19 protein-coding genes are annotated in these 21,547 nt (G+C 66.6%); 7 read left to right on the top strand and 12 right to left on the bottom strand.

Annotated elements, in window-relative coordinates; translation table 11 throughout:
• Positions 1-149: 149 nt before the first annotated feature.
• The 3 genes from miaA to ASC93_RS11200 all read right to left on the bottom strand — a co-directional run bounded on the left by miaA (position 150) and on the right by ASC93_RS11200 (position 4,144).
• The gene (gene miaA, locus ASC93_RS11210; protein WP_056441272.1) at positions 150-1,103 is read right to left on the bottom strand and encodes a tRNA (adenosine(37)-N6)-dimethylallyltransferase MiaA; all 954 of its coding nucleotides are present in this window, start codon (positions 1,101-1,103) and stop codon (positions 150-152) included.
• An 8-nt stretch (positions 1,104-1,111) separates the two neighbouring features.
• Positions 1,112-3,085, bottom strand: coding sequence for a DNA mismatch repair endonuclease MutL (gene mutL / locus ASC93_RS11205; protein ID WP_056441269.1), 1,974 nt, complete (start codon positions 3,083-3,085; stop codon positions 1,112-1,114).
• A gap of 141 nt (positions 3,086-3,226) precedes the next feature.
• On the bottom strand, positions 3,227-4,144 hold the full coding sequence (locus tag ASC93_RS11200) for a peptidylprolyl isomerase (protein WP_056441267.1): 918 nt from the start codon (positions 4,142-4,144) through the stop codon (positions 3,227-3,229).
• Positions 4,145-4,325: 181 nt separating this feature from the next.
• Between ASC93_RS11200 and ASC93_RS11195 the strand changes: the two genes are divergently transcribed.
• Positions 4,326-4,970, top strand: a complete 645-nt coding sequence (locus ASC93_RS11195; protein ID WP_056441265.1) for a VTT domain-containing protein — start codon at positions 4,326-4,328, stop codon at positions 4,968-4,970.
• A gap of 146 nt (positions 4,971-5,116) precedes the next feature.
• A complete protein-coding gene (locus ASC93_RS11190) occupies positions 5,117-6,178 on the top strand; it encodes a carbonic anhydrase (RefSeq protein WP_056441262.1) in 1,062 nt (353 codons plus the stop codon).
• 3 nt (positions 6,179-6,181) lie between these two features.
• On the opposite strand, the gene ASC93_RS11185 is transcribed toward ASC93_RS11190, so the two are convergent.
• From ASC93_RS11185 to tsaE, 4 genes are all read right to left on the bottom strand, one after another.
• Positions 6,182-6,421, bottom strand: a complete 240-nt coding sequence (locus ASC93_RS11185) for a hypothetical protein (protein WP_229412683.1) — start codon at positions 6,419-6,421, stop codon at positions 6,182-6,184.
• Positions 6,422-6,526: 105 nt separating this feature from the next.
• Positions 6,527-7,345, bottom strand: coding sequence for a D-hexose-6-phosphate mutarotase (locus ASC93_RS11180; RefSeq protein WP_056441260.1), 819 nt, complete (start codon positions 7,343-7,345; stop codon positions 6,527-6,529).
• A 34-nt stretch (positions 7,346-7,379) separates the two neighbouring features.
• Entirely contained in the window at positions 7,380-8,783 is a 1,404-nt protein-coding gene (locus tag ASC93_RS11175) for an N-acetylmuramoyl-L-alanine amidase (RefSeq protein WP_056441258.1), read from the bottom strand.
• Positions 8,747-9,232, bottom strand: a complete 486-nt coding sequence (gene tsaE / locus ASC93_RS11170) for a tRNA (adenosine(37)-N6)-threonylcarbamoyltransferase complex ATPase subunit type 1 TsaE (protein ID WP_056441529.1) — start codon at positions 9,230-9,232, stop codon at positions 8,747-8,749. The genes ASC93_RS11175 and tsaE overlap by 37 nt, the downstream gene beginning before the upstream one ends.
• A 59-nt stretch (positions 9,233-9,291) precedes the next feature.
• On the opposite strand from tsaE, the gene queG reads away from it, so the two are divergent.
• Entirely contained in the window at positions 9,292-10,395 is a 1,104-nt protein-coding gene (gene queG, locus ASC93_RS11165) for a tRNA epoxyqueuosine(34) reductase QueG (RefSeq protein WP_229412682.1), read from the top strand.
• A 3-nt stretch (positions 10,396-10,398) separates the two neighbouring features.
• On the opposite strand, the gene ASC93_RS11160 is transcribed toward queG, so the two are convergent.
• The 3 genes from ASC93_RS11160 to ASC93_RS11150 all read right to left on the bottom strand — a co-directional run bounded on the left by ASC93_RS11160 (position 10,399) and on the right by ASC93_RS11150 (position 13,535).
• Positions 10,399-10,728 carry a DUF3052 family protein gene (locus ASC93_RS11160; protein WP_229412681.1) on the bottom strand — a complete coding sequence of 110 codons (330 nt, stop codon included), beginning with the start codon at positions 10,726-10,728 and terminating at the stop codon, positions 10,399-10,401.
• 164 nt (positions 10,729-10,892) lie between these two features.
• Entirely contained in the window at positions 10,893-11,486 is a 594-nt protein-coding gene (locus tag ASC93_RS11155) for a response regulator transcription factor (protein ID WP_056441251.1), read from the bottom strand.
• Positions 11,487-11,522: 36 nt separating this feature from the next.
• Positions 11,523-13,535 (bottom strand): nitrogen regulation protein NR(II), encoded by a 2,013-nt coding sequence (locus ASC93_RS11150; protein ID WP_056441247.1) that lies wholly within the window; start codon positions 13,533-13,535, stop codon positions 11,523-11,525.
• Positions 13,536-13,657: 122 nt separating this feature from the next.
• Between ASC93_RS11150 and ASC93_RS11145 the strand changes: the two genes are divergently transcribed.
• From ASC93_RS11145 to ASC93_RS11130, 4 genes are all read left to right on the top strand, one after another.
• The gene (locus ASC93_RS11145; RefSeq protein WP_056441245.1) at positions 13,658-14,686 is read left to right on the top strand and encodes a TRAP transporter substrate-binding protein; all 1,029 of its coding nucleotides are present in this window, start codon (positions 13,658-13,660) and stop codon (positions 14,684-14,686) included.
• A 386-nt stretch (positions 14,687-15,072) separates the two neighbouring features.
• Positions 15,073-15,603: a methylated-DNA--[protein]-cysteine S-methyltransferase gene (locus ASC93_RS11140; RefSeq protein WP_056441242.1), complete on the top strand. Its 531-nt coding sequence runs from the start codon at positions 15,073-15,075 to the stop codon at positions 15,601-15,603.
• The gene (gene xerD / locus ASC93_RS11135; protein WP_056441239.1) at positions 15,576-16,481 is read left to right on the top strand and encodes a site-specific tyrosine recombinase XerD; all 906 of its coding nucleotides are present in this window, start codon (positions 15,576-15,578) and stop codon (positions 16,479-16,481) included. Before ASC93_RS11140 ends, xerD begins: the two co-directional genes overlap by 28 nt.
• Positions 16,482-16,553: 72 nt before the next feature.
• A complete protein-coding gene (locus tag ASC93_RS11130; RefSeq protein WP_056441236.1) occupies positions 16,554-16,736 on the top strand; it encodes a hypothetical protein in 183 nt (60 codons plus the stop codon).
• 257 nt (positions 16,737-16,993) lie between these two features.
• Here the strand turns inward: ASC93_RS11130 and ASC93_RS11125 are convergent, their stop codons facing one another.
• Complete coding sequence (locus ASC93_RS11125; RefSeq protein ID WP_056441234.1) at positions 16,994-20,092, bottom strand: efflux RND transporter permease subunit; 3,099 nt, start codon at positions 20,090-20,092, stop codon at positions 16,994-16,996.
• A 4-nt stretch (positions 20,093-20,096) separates the two neighbouring features.
• On the bottom strand, positions 20,097-21,326 hold the full coding sequence (locus ASC93_RS11120) for an efflux RND transporter periplasmic adaptor subunit (RefSeq protein ID WP_056441231.1): 1,230 nt from the start codon (positions 21,324-21,326) through the stop codon (positions 20,097-20,099).
• Between the last annotated feature and the right edge of the window lie 221 nt (positions 21,327-21,547).

The raw sequence follows: 21,547 nt of genomic DNA, 5'->3' as shown, positions 1-21,547 counted from the left end.
GGACTTGAACCACCGACCCTAGCATTATGAATGCTATGCTCTAACCAACTGAGCTATATCACCGGAACGGGGTGCATTATGCCGATCGGCCCCGGAAGTGTCAAGGCTACCCGCTCCGGATCACCCTGTCCAGACCCGTTCGAATCGTCTCAAGCCCGCAACGTGGCAAGATGATCGAGCATCTTGCGCGCCGGATCCGTGCCCAGGCAATCGATCACGATCCGCTCCGGCATCGAACGCAGCCAGGTCAGCTGGCGCTTGGCCAGCTGGCGCGTGGCGACGATGCCCGTTTCGCGCAGCTGTGCGCGGTCGATGCTGCCGTCGAGGTATTCCCAGGCCTGGCGGTAGCCGACGCAGCGCATCGACGGCAGGTTCGGATGCAGGTCGCCGCGCGCGCGCAGGCCCGCGACCTCGGCCACGATGCCGGTGTCGTCGCGCTTGCCCAGCATCTGGTCGAAACGCAGCGCGATGCGCGCGTGCAGCACGGCGCGGTCGGACGGCTCCAGCGCGAACGGCACCAGCTCGAACGGCAGCTCGGTTTTTTCGCGCCGCGCGAGCAGCGCGGACATCGGCTTGCCCGACAGTGCATGAATCTCCAGCGCGCGGTTGATGCGCTGGGCGTCGTTCGGCGCCAGGCGGTCGGCCGTGACGGGGTCGACGTCGCGCAGCTTCGCATGCATGCCGGGCCAGCCGATGCGCGCCGCTTCGGCGTCGATGCGGGCGCGTACGGCGGCATCGGCCGTGGGCAGGTCGTCCAGGCCGTCGTTCAGGCCCTTGAAGTACATCATCGTGCCGCCGACGAGCAGCGGCAGCCGGCCGCGCGCCTGGATCTCGGCCACGAGGCGGATCGCGTCGTCGCGGAACTGGGCGACGGAATAGGCGTCGAGCGGGTCGATGATGTCGATGAGGTGGTGCGGCGCGCTCGCCAGTTCCGCAGGCGAAGGCTTGGCCGTGCCGATGTCCATGCCGCGGTAGACGAGGGCGGAATCGACCGAGATGATCTCGACGGGAAGTTCACGTGCGATGGCGAGTGCGGCCGCCGTCTTGCCGGACGCGGTCGGGCCCATGATGGCCACGGCCAGCGGTTTTCGATGCGAAGTCATTCGTTTCTTTACTGGCCGCGCAGGAACAGCTTGTCGAGGGCGGCGATTTCCAGCTGCACCCAGGTCGGGCGGCCGTGGTTGCACTGGTCGGCGCGTTCCGTCGCTTCCATCTGGCGCAGCAGGGCGTTCATTTCGGGCTGCGTGAGGATGCGGTTCGCGCGCACGGCCGTGTGGCAGGCGAGGGTGCCGAGCAGTTCGTTGCGGCGCTCGATCAGCACGCGCGAGCCGCCGAATTCGCGCACGTCGCGCAGCACGTCGCGCGCGAGCGTCTGGGCGTCGGCGTTCTTCAGCAGCGTGGGCACGGCGCGCACGGCGAGCGTCGTCGGCGACACGGCCGCGATGTCGAAGCCGAGGGCCTTGAGCGTCTCCTGTTCTTCCTGCGCGGTGCCCACTTCGATGGCGTCGGCGAAGAAGGTCACGGGGATCAGCATCTGCTGCACCTGCATCTGCTCGCCGCCGGCCTGGGCGTCGAGCGCGTTCTTCAGTTGCTCGTACAGGATGCGTTCGTGCGCGGCGTGCATGTCGACGAGGACGAGGCCCTTGCGGTTTTGCGCCAGCACGTAGATGCCGTGCAGCTGGGCCAGTGCGAAGCCGAGCGGGAAGTCGTCGTCGGAGGCGGGCTTGCCCGGTTCCGGCAGCGGCGCTTCCTCCACGCCCGGCGGCGTGGTCTTCGCTGCGCCGGTGAACAGCGCGCCATAGCTGTCGGTGCGCTGCGGGATGCCGGCGCCCGCCGGCGCGTCCCAGCGGCTGCCGGGCGCGAACGGGGACGGCGAGAACGTCGACGAGGCGCGCGCGCCGCCGCCACCGCCGGTGCCGGACGACGACGACCCGCCGGACGCCCACGCGGGCGACGCCAGCTGCGATCCGAACGACGTCTGCTCGTGCGGGCGGCGCCAGGCCGCCCCGTCGCCCAGCGACGTGGACGACGGCGTGATCTCGGCCGCGCTCACGGGTGCGGGCGCGTTGCCGTGCGCCGTCGCCGACGTCTGCGCGAGCGCGCGCTGCACCGCGTGGAATACGAACTGGTGCACGGCGCGGCTGTCGCGGAAGCGCACTTCGACCTTCGACGGATGCACGTTCACGTCGACCATCGCCGGATCGAGTTCGAGCGCCAGCACGTACGACGGGAAGCGGTCGCCGTGCAGCACGTCCTCGTACGCGGCCTTCACCGCGTGGACGAGCAGCTTGTCGCGCACGAAGCGGCCGTTGACATAGAAATACTGGCTGTCGGCGCGCGCCTTCGATGCCGTCGGCAGGCCGACGTAGCCGTGCAGGCGCAGCGGGCCGGCGCTTTCATCCAGGTGCAGGCGCGCTTCGGCGAAGTCGCCGCCGAGGATCTGCGCGCTGCGCTTGGCGGCCTCGCTCGTGTTCCAGTGGTCGATCGTGCGGCCGTTGTGCGTCAGGCTGAACGACACGTCCGGCCGCGCCAGCGCGATGCGGCGCACGACCTCGGCGCAGTGGCCGTATTCCGTCTGCTCGGATTTCAGGAACTTGCGGCGCGCGGGCGTATTGAAATACAGGTCCTGCACGTCGATCGTCGTGCCGAACTGCCCGGACGACGGCGCCACCGTGCCCTGGTGCGAGCCGACGATCTCCCACGCGTGCGGCGCGCCCGGCGTGCGCGACGTGATGCACACGGCCGCGACGGACGCGATCGACGCCAGCGCCTCGCCGCGGAAGCCGAGCGTGTTCACGTTCTCGAGGTCGGTCAGCGACGCGATCTTCGACGTCGCGTGGCGCGCCAGCGCGAGCGGCAATTCCTCGGGCGGGATGCCGCGGCCGTTGTCGGTGATGGCGATGCGCTTGACGCCGCCTTCCTCGAGCCGGACCGTGATCTGCGTGGCGCCGGCGTCGAGCGCGTTTTCCAGCAATTCCTTCACCACGGCCGACGGCCGCTCGACGACTTCGCCGGCGGCGATCTGCGAGATGAGCTGGTCGGGAAGCTGCTGGATGGGGCGGTGGGTAGGGGCCGGGGCGTTCATCCGGTGATTATAGCTCGCGACCGGCCGCGGGAACGCCGGTGTTTGATTTTTGCCAAACCGGGGTCAGAGCCCGGTTTGAGGCAATTTCTTGACAAAAGTGGCTCGAAGGTTTTTGCCAAAACAAGGGCTCTGACCCCGGTGTTATTGTTCCCGCACCGGGATCGGTGCCGCGCACAGGTCGAGGTGGCCGGCCGCGACCTTGGTCCACGGGCCGCCGCGGTTGCGCTGGGCGTCGAGGACGGCCTGGTACGTGGCGCTGTCGGTGCGCATCACTTCGAAGCGGCTGCGCTGGTCTGGCGGGACGTCGGCCGCCACCTTGACGGCGCTGATCGGCACGTTCATTTCCTGCTTGTCATAGAAACCCATCGGTGCCGGGCCGCGCGGCAGGGCCGCGAGTTGCGGCATGCCGGAGATCACGCGGCCGACCACCGTGATGTTGCGGTCGAGGTGGCGCGCCGGGCCGATCACGGCGTACAGCGACGTGCCGCCGCCGCTGTCGGCATCGTTGTCGCGGCCGACGCCGACCATGCCGTAGCAGTGCGCCAGCCAGGTCTCGCCCGTCTTCGGATCGCGGCCGACGGGAAAGCCGTTCGAGTGGCCGACCTGGGGCGCGTAGCCGTCGGCGTCCGGCAGGCGGGTGAAATGCGTGTCGTTCTTGATGGGCACGGTGAACTCGGCCTTCAACGTCTTCTGCGCGCCCGTGACGGCGCGGGCCTTGTCGTTGTCCTCGTTCGGGTCGCCCCATTGCACGACCCAGTTGTCCTGCACCCGGACGATGGCCAGGCCGTCGAAATAATGCGCCCGCACGAGGGCCTTGATGTTCTTGACGTGGTTCGGCGCGAAGGCCTGCGCCAGTTCGATGACGACGCGGCCGAACGGCAGTTCCATGTACAGCGTGTTGTCCGGATCGAGTGCGCGCCAGTCGGACGGTTTCGACGCCTTGACGATATCGGCGACGCTGGGCTTGGGCGGAAGTTCTTTCGCGGCGGCGGCACTTGCCGCGAGCAGGGCGCAGGCGGCGGCGAGGATCGCGTGCCGGAGGATTGGATAAGCCTTCAAGTCGTCTCCTTGGCCCGCTTGTGGCGTGCCTGGTCGTTGGGGGTGTGATGACGATTGTAATATGGAAAATGACGGAAATGAAACCATTTGCCGACGAAGAAAATTCGCGGTCAGGATGAGCCGGGAGCCATTTCCGGTGCCGGACTGATGGTATGATTCGGCGCTACCATTTAGGAAAATTATGGATCTGATGCAATTCGTCGACATGATCCTCCATGTCGACAGAACCCTGGACACGCTGCTGGCGCAATACGGGGTGTATGTGTATGCCGTGCTGTTCGCCATCGTGTTTTGCGAAACCGGCCTCGTGGTTCTGTTCTTCTTCCCGGGCGATACCTTGCTGTTCATCGCCGGCGCCGCCTGCGCCAGCGGCCAGATGAGCTATCCGTTGCTGATGACCCTGCTGGTGCTGGCCGCGGTGACGGGCAATACCCTCAACTATTACATTGGCGGCGCGCTCGGCCATCGCGTCTTCACGCACGACTACCGCTGGCTGAACAAGGATGCCCTGCGGCGCACCCACGATTTCTTCGAACACCACGGCGGCAAGACCATCATCCTCGCCCGCTTCGTGCCCGTCGTGCGGACGTTCGCGCCGTTCGTGGCGGGTGTCTCCGACATGACCCATGCCCGCTTCCAGATGTACAACGTCACCGGCGCCGTGCTGTGGGTCGCCAGCCTGGTGACCGGCGGTTACTTCTTCGGCAATATCCCCGTGATCCGCGATCACCTGACGGTCATCGTACTGGTCGGCGTCGGCGCGGCGGTCGTGCCGCTGGCGCTGGGCGGCCTGTACAAGGTGGGCCGGCGCATGATGAGCCGTTAAACGCATCTTCTGCAACACATATGGCGCGCCGCTGGACGGCGCGCCGTGCGTTTACGGGTATCTTGACGGACGGAATTGTTCCCGAGGCTCAAGTTTACTGTTGGTGGCGCCGATAAGGCAGGGGAGAGCAACACTACTGGATTCCCATGCGTAACCTGATCGCCTTGTTCGCTTGCAGCTGCGTCGTCCTGAGCGCAAGCGCCGCGAACGATCCCGCAGCCGCCGCGGCAGCCAAGCTGGCGGCTTCCGTTTCCAAACCGGCATCGGCCATGGTGCCGCCGCCCACGGTGGCGAAGAAGGCCGAGCCGGTGGTCAAGAAAGCCGAACCGGCCGCCAGCGTCCCGGCGCCCAGCGAGGAAGATGCCGAGGTCGAACTGTCGGCCAAGATCGCCCAGCGCCTGGCCGCCCTGCGCGAGCGCCAGCAGGCCCGCGCCGCGGCCGCCGCGCACGCGAAAAAACTTGCCGACGCGAAGCGCCGGCAGGAAGAGCAGGCCGCGCTTGCCGCCGCTGCTGTCGCGGCCGCACCCAAGCACGGCACCGTGTGGTCGTATGAAGGCGAGTCGGGCCCGGCCAACTGGTCGAAGATCAATGTCGACTGGGCCAAATGCGGCACCGGCAAGCGCCAGTCGCCCATCGACTTGCGCGACGGCATCAAGGTCAACCTGGAGCAGATCAGCTTCGACTATCACCCGTCGTCGTTCAGCGAAGTCAACAACGGCCACACGATCCAGGTGATGGTGGGTGGCGGCAATTTCATCACGATCGGCAACACGGTCTACGAGTTGCAGGAATTCCACTTCCACCGTCCGTCCGAGGAAAAGATCAATGGCAAGGGCACGGAAATGGTGATCCACCTCGTGCACCGGAGCGCCGAAGGCAAGATCGCGATCATCGCCGTGCTGCTGGAGCGCGGCCAGCCGCACCGCCTGATGCAAACCATCTGGGATAACTTGCCGCTGGAAAAGCAGGACGTCGTGTCGCCGTCCATCGTGATCGATCCCACCGACGCGCTGCCGGAACGCCGCGACTATTTCACCTACATGGGGTCGCTGACCGAACCGCCCTGCACGGAAGGCGTGTTGTGGATGGTGTTCAAGCAGCCGATGCAGGCGTCGCCGGCGCAGATGGCGCTGTTCTCGCGCCTGTATCCGCTGAATGCGCGGCCGGTGCAGTCGACCGCGGGCCGCATGATCAAGGAATCGAACTGAGGTTCAACGCCAGCCGCGGTGGCCCCGTCCGCGTCCATGCCCGCCGCGATAACCGTAGTCGTGGTAGCTGAAGTCGAGCGAGACGGGCGGCCCGACATAGGCCGGGCCATAGCCGTAATAAGGCGAGTAGGGCGCGTCGTAGCCCGCGTAAGGCGGCGCATAGACGGCGCAGCCCGACAAGGCGCCGCCTGCCGCCAGTACCGCCGCCAGGCGTTTCATCCAGCCGGATTTGTGGGTATTCATCGCGTCACCTCGTGAGCTTTCCTGTCTGTAGTCTAGGTCGCCCGGCGAGGTTTGCCGTTCTTTTTTGCTACAAAATGAAACGCCGGCAAGCGCCGGCGTCGATCTTTATCCCGCCTGTACCGTCGCCCGGTACGTCCCGTGCCAGACCCCGCCCGGCTCCAGTTGTTGCGGCCCCAGCAGGGCCGGTTCGATGCAGACGAAGCGGCGGTATTCCTCGTCTTCCATGTCGGACAGCGCCGCCGCGTCGGCCGCGCCCGGGTTCCACACGACGGCATCCGTAAAACCCGTCTGTTCCAGCGTCACCTTGTCGGCGCCCGAGTCGAACGTGATCGCGCCGGGGATGCCTTCGAATACCTGGTCGAGCTTGTCGGTGAGCGCGAGCGTGTCGGTCTGGATACCGTCGATCCGGACGGCGTCCACGTCGTCGACGAGGTGATAGGTGTGCAGCGCGGCGGCGAACGGGAAGGCTTGCGTGCCGGTGTTGCGCACGTCGAGCGACAGGTCGAGCTGGGCGCCGTGCACGGCCACGCGCAGCAGCAGTTCGAAGGCGTACGGCCAGGCCGCGGCCATTGGCTGCGGCAGGTCCGCCTGGTTCAGCGCCAGGACCGCGAACGCGGTGCCGTCCTGCTCGCCCTGCTCGACGACGCGCCAGGTCGCGACGCGCGCGAAGCCGTGGCGCATGCCGGTGCCGCGTTCGGCGAACTGGGGAAAGATGACGGGGACGCCGCCGCGGATCGCCTTCCGGCCGTCCAGCGCCGACAGGCTGCTGACGAACAGGCGTTCCTGGCCCGGCGCGCCGGCCGTGGTGACGGCCTTCCACGACACGAGGTGGGCGCCGTACAACGTGATGGTGGCCTCGGCACCGTCCGGCGCGCGAAGTTGCAGAGCGGGCAATTGCCCGAATTGAATGTTCGTTGCGCTCACGAGAATCTCCTTAGGGGACGCCCGTGGGCGCCCGTCAAGTCATGCGGCTCTTCGCCAGCGGCGGATTGTACGCGAAGTAGCGCTTGATGCCTTTCGTGATCGCGTCGGCCAGCTGATTCTGGTAGCCGTCGTCCTTCAGCCGCGCTTCCTCGTCCGGGTTGGAGATGAACGCGGTCTCGACGAGGATCGAGGGAATGTCCGGCGCCTTCAGCACGGCAAAGCCGGCCTGTTCGACGACGCCGCGGTGCAGGCGGTTGATGCCGCCGATCTCCGTCAGCACGGCCTTGCCGAGCTTCATGCTGTCGTTGATCTGGGCCGTCTGCGACAGGTCGATCAGCACGCTCGCCAGTTCGCGGTCGTGGCTGCCGAGATTGACACCGCCGATCATGTCGGCCTTGTTCTGGTCGGCCGCCAGCCAGCGCGCTGCGCTCGAGCTGGCGCCTTTTTCCGACAGCACGAATACGGACGAGCCGCGCGCGGTCCGCTCCACGAAGGCATCCGCGTGGATCGACACGAACAGGTCGGCCTGCACCTTGCGCGCTTTTTCCACGCGCTGGCCGAGCGGCACGAAGAAGTCGGCGTCGCGCGTCAGCATCACGCGCGTGTTCGGCAATTCTTCCAGCTTGGCCTTCAGGCGTTTCGCCACCGACAGTACGATGTCCTTCTCGTGCACGCCCGTGGTGCCGGTCGCGCCCGGGTCCTCGCCGCCGTGGCCGGGGTCGAGGGCGATGGTCACCATGCGCACGACCTTCTGGCCCGGCGCCGCCTTCGCGGGCGCCGGCTGCGGCGTCGTCGGCTGCGGCTGCGCGGGCGTCGATCCGGCGCGGGCCGCATCGGCTTCCAGCTTGGCGATGGCATCCGGGCCGGCCTGGCCGACCGTCGGCTCGCCCGGCTGCACGGCCGGGGTCGGCGTGGCGGGGGGCGCTTCCGTGGTCCAGTTTTCCTTGGCGATCATGCTCGCGAGGGGATCGACGGGCTTCACGGGATACAGGTCGAAGATCAGGCGGTGATGGTAGCCGGCGACGGGCTCCAGGTTGAACACCTGCGGCTTGACCTCTTCCTTGAGGTCGAACACGAGGCGCACGACGTTCGGCCGGTTCTGGCCCACGCGCACCTGCTTGATGTACGGGTCGTTCGACTCGATCTTGGCGACGAGGCTTTTCAGCGTATCGTTCAGCGCGAGGCCGTCGATGTCGACGACGAGCCGCGGCGGGTCCGGCACCATGAAGTGCGTCGTCTTGAGCTCGCCGTCGTTTTCCAGCGTGACGCGGGTGTAGTCGTCGGCCGGCCAGACGCGCACGGCCATGATCTGGGCGGCGGATGCGGACAGCGGCGCGATGACGGACAGCAGCAGCGTGCCGCCGGCCTTCAGGATCGTACGTCGCGTCAGGGAACCTGGGATCAGGGAGTCGGGGGGTAGTGCAGGCGTTCGAGGCATAGCAGGCCCAAGTCGGACAACGCCTTCAATTCTACCTCACGGCCAAGACCGCTGACCTTAAGCAACACTTTAACGTCGGGTGGCGGCAACACCGGCTCGCCTTTTTCCGGCCATTCGACGATGCAAATGTTGTTGCCGTCGAAATCTTCGCGGAAGCCCGCGTCGAGGAATTCCTCCGGGCTGGACATGCGGTACAGGTCGTAGTGGATCAGGTTGATCGTTTGACCATCCAGTTCGATGCGGTACGGTTCCGACAGCGTGTAGGTCGGACTCTTGACGGCGCCCTTGTGCCCGGCCGCGTGCAGCAGCGCGCGCGTGAGCGCCGTCTTGCCGGCGCCGAGGTCGCCGTGGAGATAGATGACGAGGCCCGGGCGCAGCGCGCGCGCGAGGGCCGCGCCCAGTGCCTGCGTGGCCGCTTCGTCTGGAAGATAAGCGCTCAGTTGTTGCATCGGTTGTTGCATCGGTTGTTGCTTCACGTGCTGCCGCATCGAATAGAATATGAGTTTGTATGCCCGCCATGTCCGCCCAGCCCCCCGTCCAGCCCGATCTTCCCGCACTCGCCCAGGCCATCAAGGCGTGGGGCGCGGAACTCGGCTTTGCCGACGTGCGCATCGCCGACATCGATCTCGCCGACCAGGAAGCGGGCCTGCAGGCCTGGCTGGACGCCGGCCATCACGGCGACATGGATTATATGGCAAGCCACGGCATGAAGCGCGCCCGTCCGGCCGAGCTGGTGCCCGGCACGGTGCGCGTGATCAGCGCGCGCATGGACTACCTGCCGATGGAGACGAAGGCCGACTGGCGCGCGCGCGAACGCCTGCGCCAGGACGATCCGCAGGCGGCCGTCGTGTCGATCTATGCGCGCGGCCGCGATTACCACAAGGTGTTGCGCAACCGGCTGCAGCAGCTCGCGGAGCGCATCCGGGGCGCCGTCGGCGACTACGGCTACCGCGTGTTCACGGATTCCGCGCCCGTGATGGAACTGCCGCTGGCGCAGAAGGCCGGCCTCGGCTGGCGCGGCAAGCACACGTTGCTGCTCAGCCGCGAGGCGGGTTCGACATTCTTCATCGGCGAGATCCTCGTCGACCTGCCGCTGCCCGTCGACGAGGCGACCGGCGCCCACTGCGGCCAGTGCAGCGCCTGCATCGACGTGTGCCCGACGGGCGCCATCCTCGGTCCGGGCCGGCTGGACGCGCGGCGCTGCATATCGTATCTGACGATCGAACTGAAGGGTGCCATCCCCGAGGAGTTGCGTGCCATGATCGGCAACCGCATCTACGGCTGCGACGATTGCCAGCTGGCCTGCCCGTGGAACAAGTTCGCCCAGCGCTCGACCGTGCCGGATTTCGATGAACGCAATGGCCTGGGCGCGGCGGGACTGGTCGAGCTGTTCGGCTGGAGCGAAGACGAATTCAACCGTCGCCTGGAGGGCAGCCCGATCCGCCGCATCGGGCACGAGCGCTGGCTGCGCAACCTGGCCGTGGGCCTCGGCAATGCGCGGTCAGGGGATGCCGGGATCGTCGCCGCGCTGCGCGCCCGCGCGGACCACCCGTCGGCGCTCGTGCGCGAGCATGTCGCGTGGGCGCTGGCGCGCCACGGCGCGGCGGCCTGAATCTTACGGTTCGATGCGCTTCATGCGCAGGCACGACCAGTCGCCGTCGATCGAGATCATGGCGACACCCGTGATGCCGTTTTCCTTGGCATAGGCATTGATCGAATCGCGGTTGATGTCGGTGGCCTTGGAGGCGGTCTGCTTGAGGTAGGCGACCCACAGCGAGCCCTTGTCGCCAAGGCGCTCCTTGGCGATGGGGAAGAATTGTTCGAGTTCCTTGCGGTTCATCGCGAACAGCAACACGACGTCCACCTTGTCCTGATCGTTCCTGATCAGGTCGGGCGGCATCTGCGACACCATGCCGGGGTGGACGTTCCCGTTCAGGATCAGCATCGATTTCGCTGTCCTCAAGAACATTTTGTCGGCTATCGTCTTCTCGCTCATCTGCGTTCCCTAAAGAATTTTTCGACGTGGTGAGTTCGACCACTCCATGTTCAGGTTGATTTTACAAGCGAACCCCGCGCAGCACAGGACGCGCGGGCAGTCGTGCGCGGGTGTTACTTCAACAATCCGGCCAGCTCCACCGCAGTCTTGACCTGCATCTTGTCGAAGATGTGCGCGCGGTGGACCTCGACCGTGCGCATGCTGATGCCGAGCTTGTCGGCGACGACCTTGTTCATGTTGCCGGCCAGGATGAGGTCGAGCACCTCGCGTTCGCGCGCCGACAGCGTGGCCAGGCGCGCGCGGATGGCGTCGCTCGATGCGGCCTTGCGCGACGCGGCCAGCGCTTCCTCCACGCGGTCCATCAGCTGGTTGTCGTTGAACGGTTTTTCGAAGAAATCGAAGGCGCCGCGCTTGAGGGAATCGACGGCCATCGGCACGTCGCCGTGGCCGGTCAGGAAGATCACGGGCAGGCGCGCCAGCAGGCCGCGCGCCACCAGCTGGTCGAACACGGCGACGCCGTTCATGCCCGGCATGCGCACGTCGAGCAGCACGCAGTCCCCGTGGACGGCATCGGCCGCGAACCGGTCGCCCACGGCGTCGAGGAAAGCCTGGCCGCCCGCGTAGCCGCGCGCGGGCAGCCCGCGCGATTGCGCCAGCCATTCGAGGGCGTCGCGGATGACGTCTTCGTCGTCGACGATGTGCAGCATACAGGTCTCCTTTTTCGGCGTATTGTAAATCACCGCTCAGGTGACGGCCGCTTCCTGCGCCTGCTGCAGCATGAAGGTAAAGACGGTGCCGCCGCCCGGATTGGCCGCGTGGGCGAGCGTGCCGCCGTGGAATTCGATGGCCGTGCGGCAGATCGACAGGCCCATGCCCATGCCTTCCGCCTTCGTCGAAAAGAACGGCGAGAACAGGCGCTCGGCCACTTCCGGTGCGATGCCGTGGCCGTTGTCGATCACGGACACCGCCACTTGTCCCTGCGAACCGGATTGCGCCGCACGGTACGCCGCAATGCGCAGCACGCGCCGCTCCGGGTCGATGGCCTGCATCGCCTCGATCGCATTGCGCGTCAGGTTCAGCAGCACCTGCTCGATCAGCACGCGGTCGGCCAGCACCGGCGGCAGTTCGGGCGGGACGTCGACCTGCAGGCTGACGTAGCTCTGGCGCGCCTGCAGTTCGACGAGGGCGCGGATGCCGTCGACGACGTGCTGGATGGCGACGGTCTCGCGGCGCGGCTCGCGCTTCTTGACGAATTCGTGCACGCTGCGGATGATCTGGCCGGCCCGGCGCGCCTGCGTGTTCGCCTGTTCCAGCGCGCGCTTGAGCGTGCCGACGTCGAGCGGCGCGCCGTTGCCGTCGGCGTCGCCGGCGCGCGTGAGCACGTTGAGCGCGCCCGCCGTGTAGCTGGAAATGGCGGCCAGCGGCTGGTTCAGTTCATGCGCCAGCATCGACGAGATCTCGCCCATCGTGGCCAGGCGCGCGCTCGTTTCCAGCTTTTCCTGCTGCTGGCGGTTGAGTTCTTCGGCGCGCTTGCGGTCCGTGATGTCGAGGATGGAACTCATCCAGCCGGTGTGCCGGCCGTTGGCGTCGACGAGGGGCGCCTCGAACACGAGCACGGGCACGCGCACGCCGTCCGAGCGCTGGAACACGGTCTCGAACTGCGGCGTGACCTGGCCGGACAGCACCTTGCGGAAGCGCGTTTCGTACTCGGACATCGCTTCCGGCGCCCAGTAGGGCATCGGCGGCATCTTGCCCAGCAGGTCTTCGGGCGGCAGGCCGACGATGCGGCAGAACGCGGGGTTGACGTACGTGACGCGGCCTTCGAGGTCGCGCGCGCGCAGGCCCGTGAGCAGCGAATCCTCCATCGCCGTGCGGAAGGCCATCTGCTGGCGCAGCGCGTTCTCCGCCGCGATCGTGCGCGCGATGTGGCGCCACAGCGCGACGAGCGAGATCACGAGGCCCAGCGCCAGCACGACGACGGAACCCACCAGCAGGTTCGGCAGCAGCTTGGGCGCGCCCTTGACGCTGTCGGTGGCGAGCACGATCTGCGCGCCGGGCAGGTCCAGCGCGCGCTTGTGCGTGTAGACGCCGCGTCCCGGGCCGCCGGCGGCGCGCTGCGCCACGACGTGGTCGTCGCGGTCGAGCAGCGACAGGGCGTTGTCCTGGGCGAACCACCACGGCACGTTCTCGTCCAGCAGCGTCTGCAGGTTGTACGTGGCGACGAGGCTGCCCATGTATTTGCCCGCGTGGTACAGCGGCAGGTGGAAGTCGATCAGGCCGTGCACGAGGCCCTGCGCGCCGTACGGGTCGCTGTAGCGGCCGATGCGGGTGCTGCGCGCCATCGTGGCGGCGTCGCGCGACGATTGCGTGAGGCCCTGCTGCGGCGGCTCCAGCCCGCGGCTGGCCTTGACGTCGCCGTGCGCGTCGTACCAGATGAGGCGCTGGAGTTCGTGGCCGTTCTTGAACATCTGCGCCAGGCGCGCCTGCAGGGCGGCCGGCGGCGGCGTCTCGATGGCCAGGTCGGCGCCCAGCGCGGCCAGCGCTTCCTCGCTGCGGGCCAGTTCGAAGCGCAGGGTCTGCTCGACCCACAGCGTGTCGGCGATCAGCTGTTCCTGGCGCTCGTTGCTCTCCATCTGGCGTGCCTGCCAGGGCAGCCACAGCAGGACGAGCAGGAACAGCAGCACGAGCAGCACCGGCACCAGCCAGCGCCACGGGCCTTCCGGAACCGGCCGGGGCAAGGTAAAAGAAGTTTTCATGTGATAACGTTTCATCTTTTGCCAGCCCCCGTACAGTCGTGGTTTTCCACGATAGCGGCGCCGTGCCGTACGCGGCACACTGGCAGTCGGTATCGAATATACACCGCGGGAAGAGGAAATTTATGCGCATCAAAGCCATGCTGGCCGCGCTCGCCGTCCTGATGGGACCCGGCGCCGCCGGCGGCGTCCGGGCCCAGGCGCCCATCGTCATCAAATTCAGTCACGTCGTGGCGCCGGACGCGCCCAAGGGCCAGGCGGCGGAACGCTTTCGCGTGCTGGCGGAACAGCTGACGCACGGCCGGGTCCGGGTCGAAGTCTATCCCAACAGCCAGCTGTACAAGGACAAGGAAGAGCTGGAAGCCCTGCAACTGGGCGCCGTGCAGATGCTGGCGCCGTCGCTGGCCAAGTTCGGCCCGCTCGGCGTGAAGGAATTCGAAGCCTTCGACCTGCCGTATATCTTCCCGACCAAGGCGGCGCTGTATGCCGTGACGGAAGGCCCGATCGGCAGGAACCTGCTGCAGAAACTGGAATCCAAGGGCATCACGGGCCTGGCCTACTGGGACAACGGTTTCAAGGTGATGTCGGCCAACCGTCCCCTGCACACCCCGGCGGATTTCCACGGCCTCCGGATGCGCATCCAGGGCTCCAAGGTGCTCGACGTGCAGATGCGCGCGCTCGGCGCGATTCCCCAGGTGCTGGCATTTTCCGAAGTCTATCCCGCGTTGCGGGCGCACGTCGTGGACGGGACCGAGAACCCGCCGTCGAACATGCTCACGCAAAGGATGAACGAGGTGCAGAAGTACGTGACGGTGTCGAATCACGGCTATCTCGGCTACGCCGTCATCGTCAACAAGAAGTTCTGGGACGGCCTGCCGCGCGACATCCGCGAGGAGCTGGAGCAGGCGATGCGCGAAGCCACCGCCTTCGAGAAGACCATCGCCCAGCGCGACAACGACGCGGCGCTGGAGGCGATCCGCAAGACGGGCAAGACGAAAGTCTATACGCTGACGCCGCAGGAACAGGCCGAGTGGCGCCAGGCCCTGCTGCCCGTGCAGAAACAGGTGGAAGGGCGGATCGGCAAGGATCTCATCGATGCGATCAATCAGACGACGTCCCGGACCGCCACGCCGATGACGGCCAAGGCGTGGTGAGCCCCATGCCAACGTTAGTTGTCTGGAATCAATGAGACATCGCCGTAGCCTGTTTTATGACATGTCTTGTGGGCTTATGACCGAAATAAATTTCGTGAATGTATATAAAAAACTACACTTTTCTTATGCGGTAGCGTTATGATGGTGCACCTTTTGGCACCAACGTGGTGCGAAAAAGCGACCGAATACGATTTGGGAGAGGGAAAAGAAAGCGGTAACACAAATTACCGGAAAACAGTTAGGAGGAGACACACGTTTTATATGATGCAGCCGGCATTGACCAGGCAGCCGAAAACGTGACCAAATTGAAAACGCACCCACGGGTGCGTTTTTTTTTGCCCGGCGCGGGACTTGCGATCGCGCCTGCAGGGTCTTACACTGCATCGATGAACATACAACAAGGCAGCGAGATCTTCAGCGCCATCATCGCGGCGCCGTTTGGAGCGATGGGCATCCGCACCGAGGACGGCCGGCTGCGCGAACTGGTCTACCTGCCGCCGCATTACCAGGAAAAATCGGCGCAGGACGCCGTCGCCGAGCAGGCCGCCATCCAGGTGGCGCGCTATTTCGACGATCCCGATTTCCATTTCGACCTGCCCCTCAAGGAGGCCGGCAGCGCCTTCCAGCGCCGCGTCTGGGACACGATTTGCGCGATCCCGCGCGGCAACGTGCGCACGTACGGCCAGATCGCCAAGCTGCTCGAGTCCGCGCCCCGCGCCGTCGGCCAGGCGTGCGGCGCCAACTGGTTTCCCCTCGTGATTCCGTGCCACCGGGTGACGGCATCCGGCGGCCTGGGCGGTTTTTCCAGCAGCGACGACGAACACGGATTCCAGCTCGGGATCAAGCGCTGGCTGCTGCGCCACGAAGGCGCGCTGGCGCTCGAGATGCCATGGCAGCAGCAGTCAATCTTTCCCTGATCGACGCGTTCTGCGACACGCTCTGGCTCGAGCACGGCCTGGCGAAGAATTCCCTCGACGCCTACCGGCGCGACCTGCGCCTGTTCGCGCGCTGGCTCGACGTCAAGCGGCCCGAGCGGCGCGACCTGTACGCCGTCGAAGGGCAGGATATCGCCGCGTATTTCGCCGAGCGCCATGAAGACACGAAGCCCAGTTCGGCCAACCGCCGGCTCTCCGTGCTGAAACGCTTTTATCAGCTGGCGTTGCGGGAGCGCCGCATCGACGCCGATCCGTGCCTGAACATGCCGTCGGCGAAGCAGCCGCAGCGCTTCGTGCACACGCTGACGGAGGCCCAGGTCGACGCGCTCCTGGGCGCGCCGGACGTGGCGACCCCGCTCGGCCTGCGCGAGCGCACGATGCTCGAACTGATGTATGCCAGTGGCCTGCGCGTGTCGGAACTGGTCGCCTTGAAGCTGGTCGAACTGAGCCTGAATGATGGCGTGCTGCGCATCACGGGCAAGGGCAGCAAGACGCGCCTCGTGCCCTTCGGCGAACAGGCGCGCTACTGGCTGGAACGTTACCTGAAGGAGGCGCGCGGCATCATCCTCGACGGCCAGGTCGACGACGCCCTGTTCGTGACGCACCGCGGCGGCCCGATGACGCGCCAGATGTTCTGGGTCGTCATCAAGAAGCACGCGGCCAGGGCCGGCATCACGGCGCCGCTGTCGCCGCACACCCTGCGCCACGCCTTCGCCACGCACCTGCTGAACCACGGTGCCGACCTCCGCGTGGTGCAGTTGCTTCTCGGCCATTCGGACATTTCCACGACTCAAATCTACACCCACGTCGCGCGCGAGCGCCTGAAGGGCCTGCACGCACAGCACCACCCGCGTGGTTAATTCTCAAGACTATGTGGGATGACTGGTCCATAATGGGCCGTACGTTCCTTATACCGATAGCACGAGGTGAGCATGGCCAAGACGAATTTCCAGTACGAAAAGCGGCAACGGGAGTTGGAAAAGAAGCGCAAGGCGGACGAAAAAGCGCGCAAGAAGCAGGAATCCAAGCAGCACAAGGGCGACGGCGGGGAGGAGTCGCCGGCGCTGGACGAGGACTCCGGGCCGTCGGCGCAGCAGGAGCACGATCCGGCTTGAGGGCTCGAGCGCCTGAGCGTCGTCCCCGCGGAGGCGGGGATCCAATTTCCGGCGCATGACCGATGCGTTCGCGCGCGGGCACATCACCTGGATTCCCGCCTGCGCGGGAACGACGACGTAGCTGTTACGCGCTAACGGACGCGATTCGCCGAAGTGCGCGTGAGCATTTGACCGGGCTTTTGTAGGGTGGGCGGTCCTCCGCCCACGCGCAACGCCAACAAACCGCACACGTCACGCGTGGGCACGGTGCGCCCACCCTACGGCGTCGCGACCGCTTCTTCCTCGTGCCCTTTCTTGAACCACGCGGCCACCCGCTTGCCCAGGCTGTCGAGATAGGTATAAGCCACCGGCACCACGACGAGCGTGAGCAGGGTCGACGTGATCACGCCGCCGATCACGGCGCGGCCCATCGGCGCCTGCGTTTCGCCGCCTTCGCCCATGCCGATCGCCATCGGCAGCATGCCGAAGATCATCGCGAGCGTCGTCATCAGGATCGGGCGCAGGCGCACCTGGCCCGCTTCCATCAGCGCGTCGAACTGGTTGCGGCCGGCGCGCTGGCCGTGGTTGGCGAAGTCCACCAGCAGGATCGCGTTCTTCGTCACGAGCCCCATCAGCATCACGACGCCGATGACGGAAAAGATGTTCAGCGTCGTCTTCGTGACGAGCAGCGCGACGAGCACGCCGATCAGCGACAGCGGCAGCGACACCATGATCGCGATCGGCTGCAGGAAGCTGCCGAACTGCGATGCCAGCACGAGGTAGATGAAGATCACGGCGATGCCCAGCGCCACGCCGAAGCCTGCCATCGTCTCGTCCATCTGCTGGGCGTCGCCGCCGACGTCGAAGCGCACGCCGTCCGGCAGCTGCATGGCCTTCATCGCCTTGTTCACTTCGCCCATCACGTCGCCGAGCGGACGGCCGTTGAGGCCCGCGTAGACGGCCACGCGGCGCTGCAGGGCCTGGCGCTTGAGCATCTGCGGGCTCGTCGACGGGATGAATTGCACGACCTGGCGCAGCGGCACCATGATCGGATTGCCCATCGCATCCAGCTTGGAGGACGCCACCGACAGGTCGGCCAGGTCGGCCACCTTCTCGCGGCCCGACTTCGGCAGCTGCACGTTGACTTCGTAGTTCTGGCCGTCCGGCGCGAGCCAGCGGTTGGTCTGGTCGCCGGCGACGAACGGCCGCAGCGCCGTGCCGATCTGCTGCACGGTGAGGCCCAGGTCGGACGCCAGCTCGTGGTTGATTTTCACGATGGTGGCCGGGTTCGCGCCTTCCTGGCTGTACTCGATGTCGGCCACGCCGCGGATCTTGCGCATCTTGTCCATCAGCGTGTGCGCGACCGCGTCCAGCTTGGCCTCGTCGGTGCCGAGGATGGCGATGAAGATGGGACGCTGGCCGACCGTCAGCGACACGCCGGCGATTTTTTCCAGGCGCTCGCGGATGACTTTTTCCATGTCCTGCTGCGAGCGGCGGTGCGTCTTGTGCACGTCCGTCAGCTTGACGTTCACCTGCGAGTAGTTGCGGCCTTCCCACGAGCCGATGATCGTCGAGACGCTGTCGATTTCCTTGAACTCGGCCAGCGCGGCCTCGGCCTGGCGCAGCTTGGCGTCCGAGTATTCCAGGCTGGAGCCGATCGGCGTCTTCAGGCGCAGCTGGATGAAGCCGTCGTCGACCTGCGGCACGAATTCGCCGCCGATCCTCGGCACCAGCATCAGGCTGCCCGCGAACAGCGCGACGGCCAGCAGCAGGGTCGATTTGCGCCACGAGAGCGCGAGCGCCAGCACCTTCGCGTACACGCCGTGCAGCCACTCGATGCCGAGCTCGATGCGCGCCATCAGGCGGCCCAGCCACGGCACGTACTTGAAGCGGTCCTTGACCGGATCGGGCCACACGGACGACAGCATCGGGTCGAGCGTGAAGCTGACGAACAGCGACACCAGCACGGCCACGGCGACGGTGATCCCGAACTGCAGGAAGAAGCGGCCGATGATGCCCTGCATGAACGCGATCGGCACGAACACGGCGACGATGGCGAACGTCGTCGCCATCACGGCCAGGCCGATCTCGTTGGTGCCGTCTTCCGCGGCGCGCACGTGGTTCTTGCCCATGCCGAGGTGGCGCACGATGTTTTCGCGCACGACGATGGCGTCGTCGATCAGCAGGCCGATGCACAGCGACAGCGCCATCAGCGTGAGGAAGTTCAGCGTGAAGCCGAAGTACTTCATGGCGATGAAGCTGGCCAGCACCGAGATCGGCAGCGTCAGGCCGGTGATGATGGTGCTGCGCCACGAGTGCAGGAACAGGAACACGATCACCATCGTCAGCATCGCGCCTTCGGCGATGGTTTCCTTGACGTTGTCGAGCTGGCCCTGTACGTTCTTCGCCTTGTCGTCCAGGATGCGGAACTGGATGTCCTTCGGCAGGCTGTCCTTCATCGCGGCGATGGCGGCCTTCACGCCCGTGCCCACCTGGACCGTGTTGGCGTCCTGGATCTTCGCGATCTCCAGCGTGACGGCACGCTCGCCGTTCACGCGCGAGATCGACTGTTCCTCGGCGGCGCCGTCCGAAATGTCGGCCACCTGGCCCAGGTAGATCGGGCCGCCCGTGCGGTTGGCGACGACGATGCGCTTGAAGTCGGCCGCTTCCTTCATCTTGCCTTCGATGCGCACCAGGTTCTCGCGCGCGCCGCGGCTGATGCGGCCGGCGGGCAGGTTGGCATTGGTCGCCGTGATGGCGGTCATCACCTCGTCGATGCCGACGTTCAGGCTGCGCAGCTGGTCCGGGCGGATGTCGACCAGCACCTGGCGGTCCTGCTTGCCGTTGACGCGGACCTGGCCCACGCCGGCGACGGCCTGGATGCGCTTGACGATCACCTGGTCGGTCAGCATCGACAGGTCGCGCAGGCTGCGCTCCTTCGACGTCAGCGACAGCAGGATCACGGGCTGCGTGTTCTCGCCTTCCTCGCGGAACACGACCGGTTCCTTCACTTCGCGCGGGAACCCGCCGCGCACGGTGCCGATGCGGTCGCGCAGGTCCTGCACCGCGCGGTTCATGTCGACGGTCAGCTGGAATTCGATGCCGACGCCGGACCGGCCTTCCCACGACGTGCTGCGGATGGTCTTGATGCCGCCGACGGTGTTCGCCGCTTCCTCGATCGGACGCGTGACGTCATTCTCGACCTGCTCCGGCGAGGCGCCCGGATACTGCGTCTCGATGAAGACGGCCGGGATCTCGATGTTCGGCATGCTCTCGACGCCCAGGCCGCGATACGCGAACAGGCCGAGCACCATCAGGCCGACCATCACCATCGTGGCGAAGACCGGGTATTTGATACTGGTACGGGTGATCCACATGGCTTCAGCCTTTCCGTGCCGGGGCGGTCGAGTCGGTGGTTGCGGTCGCGGCATCGGGCAGCTTGACCCTGTTGCCCGGCTTGACGCCATCGAGCGGCACGGCCAGCACCGTCATGCCGGCCGCGGCGCCGTCGAGCGCTTCGACGAGGCCCGCGTCCTGGTTGCGCAGGCCGAGTTTCACGGGCTGCACGACGACCTTGCCGTCGTCGATGCGGTAGACGACGTCGCGGCCGTTGTCCTGGCGGATGGCGCCGATCGGCAGCAACGGATGCGGGGCCGACTTCTCGGTGACGATGGTGCCCTTGGCGAACATGCCGGCGCGCAGCAGGCCGTCCGGATTCGCCACGTCCACGTACACGATCATGGCGCGCGAGCCCGTTTCCGTGGCCGGGTTGATGCGCGCGACCTTCCCCGCGAAGTTGCGGCCGTCGAAGCCGTCGACGCTGAACTGCACGTCCTGGCCCACGTGGATGCGCGGGATGTCGGAGGCCGGCACCTGGGCGTCGAGCGTCAGGTGTTTCAGGTCGACGATCGCGAACACGGGGCTGTCCGGCGCCAGCTTTTCGCCGGCCTGCGCGAGCCGCCTGCTGACGACGCCCGACAGCGGTGCGTGGATCGTGGTGTCGGCCAGCGCGATGCGTGCGAGGTCCAGCTGGGCGCGCGCGGAATCGACGGCGGCCTGCGCCAGGTCGACGGCGTTCGCGGACGTGTCGTACGCGTTCTGCGCGATGAAATTCTGCTTGAGCAGCGACGCGCTGTTGCTCATGTTTTTCTTCGCCAGCGCCAGGCGCGCCTGCGCCTCGGCCAGCACGGCCTGCTGCTGGGCCACGCGGGCGCGCGCCTCGGCGGGATCGAGTTGCGCGATCACCTGGCCGGCCTTGACCTCCATGCCTTCCTGCACCGCGGTCGACAGCACGATGCCCGACACCTTCGACTTGACGGTGGCCTGCGACAGCGGCGTCAACGAGCCCGTGACCGGCAGCGTGACGGCCAGCGAGCGCGCCTCGACGCGCGCGATGTCGCGCGCCGACAGCTCTTGCACCGGCGCCGGGGCTGCCTTTGACGCCGGCGCGGCCGCCTGCGCGGGCGGCGCGGCGCGATGCGTCAGCGCGTAGGCGCCGGCGCCTGCCAGCGCGACGGCGAGCAGCGTGAGCGCGATGACCTTGGTGCGACGGCGCGGCGCGACATGCGGGGTGGGCTGTTCGGCAGACAGGGGCAGGGACTCGATCTTCATGGTTATTCTTCGTGTGGTGGTGAGCGCGAGCGGAAAGGAGAGCGCAAGTGCTCCGTCCTGCGGGGCAGGATGGAGCTCCCGGCGCATGAAAGCATGGTAGGTTTGGCGATGACGAATCGCTATCGGAATGCGACGAGCGGTGCAAAAGGGACGCTGAACTGCGCAAAATCCGGGACGGACGCGCGGATGGCTGCGCATGGTGGGCACGGGGTGCCCACCCT

This window comes from Massilia sp. Root335 (assembly GCF_001425685.1).
In the GTDB taxonomy this organism is placed as follows: Bacteria; Pseudomonadota; Gammaproteobacteria; order Burkholderiales; family Burkholderiaceae_D; genus Telluria; species Telluria luteola.
Note: the sequence above shows the minus strand (reverse complement) of the source record. Positions and strands in the feature narration are given on the sequence as shown.

Bases quoted from the DNA above. Each gene is read 5' to 3' on its own strand.
- miaA (WP_056441272.1), bottom strand. From the start codon at position 1,103: ATGACTTCGCATCGAAAACCGCTGGCCGTGGCCATCATGGGCCCGACC.
- mutL (WP_056441269.1), bottom strand. From the start codon at position 3,085: ATGAACGCCCCGGCCCCTACCCACCGCCCCATCCAGCAGCTTCCCGAC.
- ASC93_RS11195 (WP_056441265.1), top strand. From the start codon at position 4,326: ATGGATCTGATGCAATTCGTCGACATGATCCTCCATGTCGACAGAACC.
- ASC93_RS11190 (WP_056441262.1), top strand. From the start codon at position 5,117: ATGCGTAACCTGATCGCCTTGTTCGCTTGCAGCTGCGTCGTCCTGAGC.
- ASC93_RS11185 (WP_229412683.1), bottom strand. From the start codon at position 6,421: ATGAATACCCACAAATCCGGCTGGATGAAACGCCTGGCGGCGGTACTG.
- ASC93_RS11175 (WP_056441258.1), bottom strand. From the start codon at position 8,783: ATGCCTCGAACGCCTGCACTACCCCCCGACTCCCTGATCCCAGGTTCC.
- tsaE (WP_056441529.1), bottom strand. From the start codon at position 9,232: ATGCAACAACTGAGCGCTTATCTTCCAGACGAAGCGGCCACGCAGGCA.
- queG (WP_229412682.1), top strand. From the start codon at position 9,292: ATGCCCGCCATGTCCGCCCAGCCCCCCGTCCAGCCCGATCTTCCCGCA.
- ASC93_RS11160 (WP_229412681.1), bottom strand. From the start codon at position 10,728: ATGCTGATCCTGAACGGGAACGTCCACCCCGGCATGGTGTCGCAGATG.
- ASC93_RS11155 (WP_056441251.1), bottom strand. From the start codon at position 11,486: ATGCTGCACATCGTCGACGACGAAGACGTCATCCGCGACGCCCTCGAA.
- ASC93_RS11150 (WP_056441247.1), bottom strand. From the start codon at position 13,535: ATGAAAACTTCTTTTACCTTGCCCCGGCCGGTTCCGGAAGGCCCGTGG.
- ASC93_RS11145 (WP_056441245.1), top strand. From the start codon at position 13,658: ATGCGCATCAAAGCCATGCTGGCCGCGCTCGCCGTCCTGATGGGACCC.
- ASC93_RS11140 (WP_056441242.1), top strand. From the start codon at position 15,073: ATGAACATACAACAAGGCAGCGAGATCTTCAGCGCCATCATCGCGGCG.
- xerD (WP_056441239.1), top strand. From the start codon at position 15,576: ATGGCAGCAGCAGTCAATCTTTCCCTGATCGACGCGTTCTGCGACACG.
- ASC93_RS11130 (WP_056441236.1), top strand. From the start codon at position 16,554: ATGGCCAAGACGAATTTCCAGTACGAAAAGCGGCAACGGGAGTTGGAA.
- ASC93_RS11125 (WP_056441234.1), bottom strand. From the start codon at position 20,092: ATGTGGATCACCCGTACCAGTATCAAATACCCGGTCTTCGCCACGATG.
- ASC93_RS11120 (WP_056441231.1), bottom strand. From the start codon at position 21,326: ATGAAGATCGAGTCCCTGCCCCTGTCTGCCGAACAGCCCACCCCGCAT.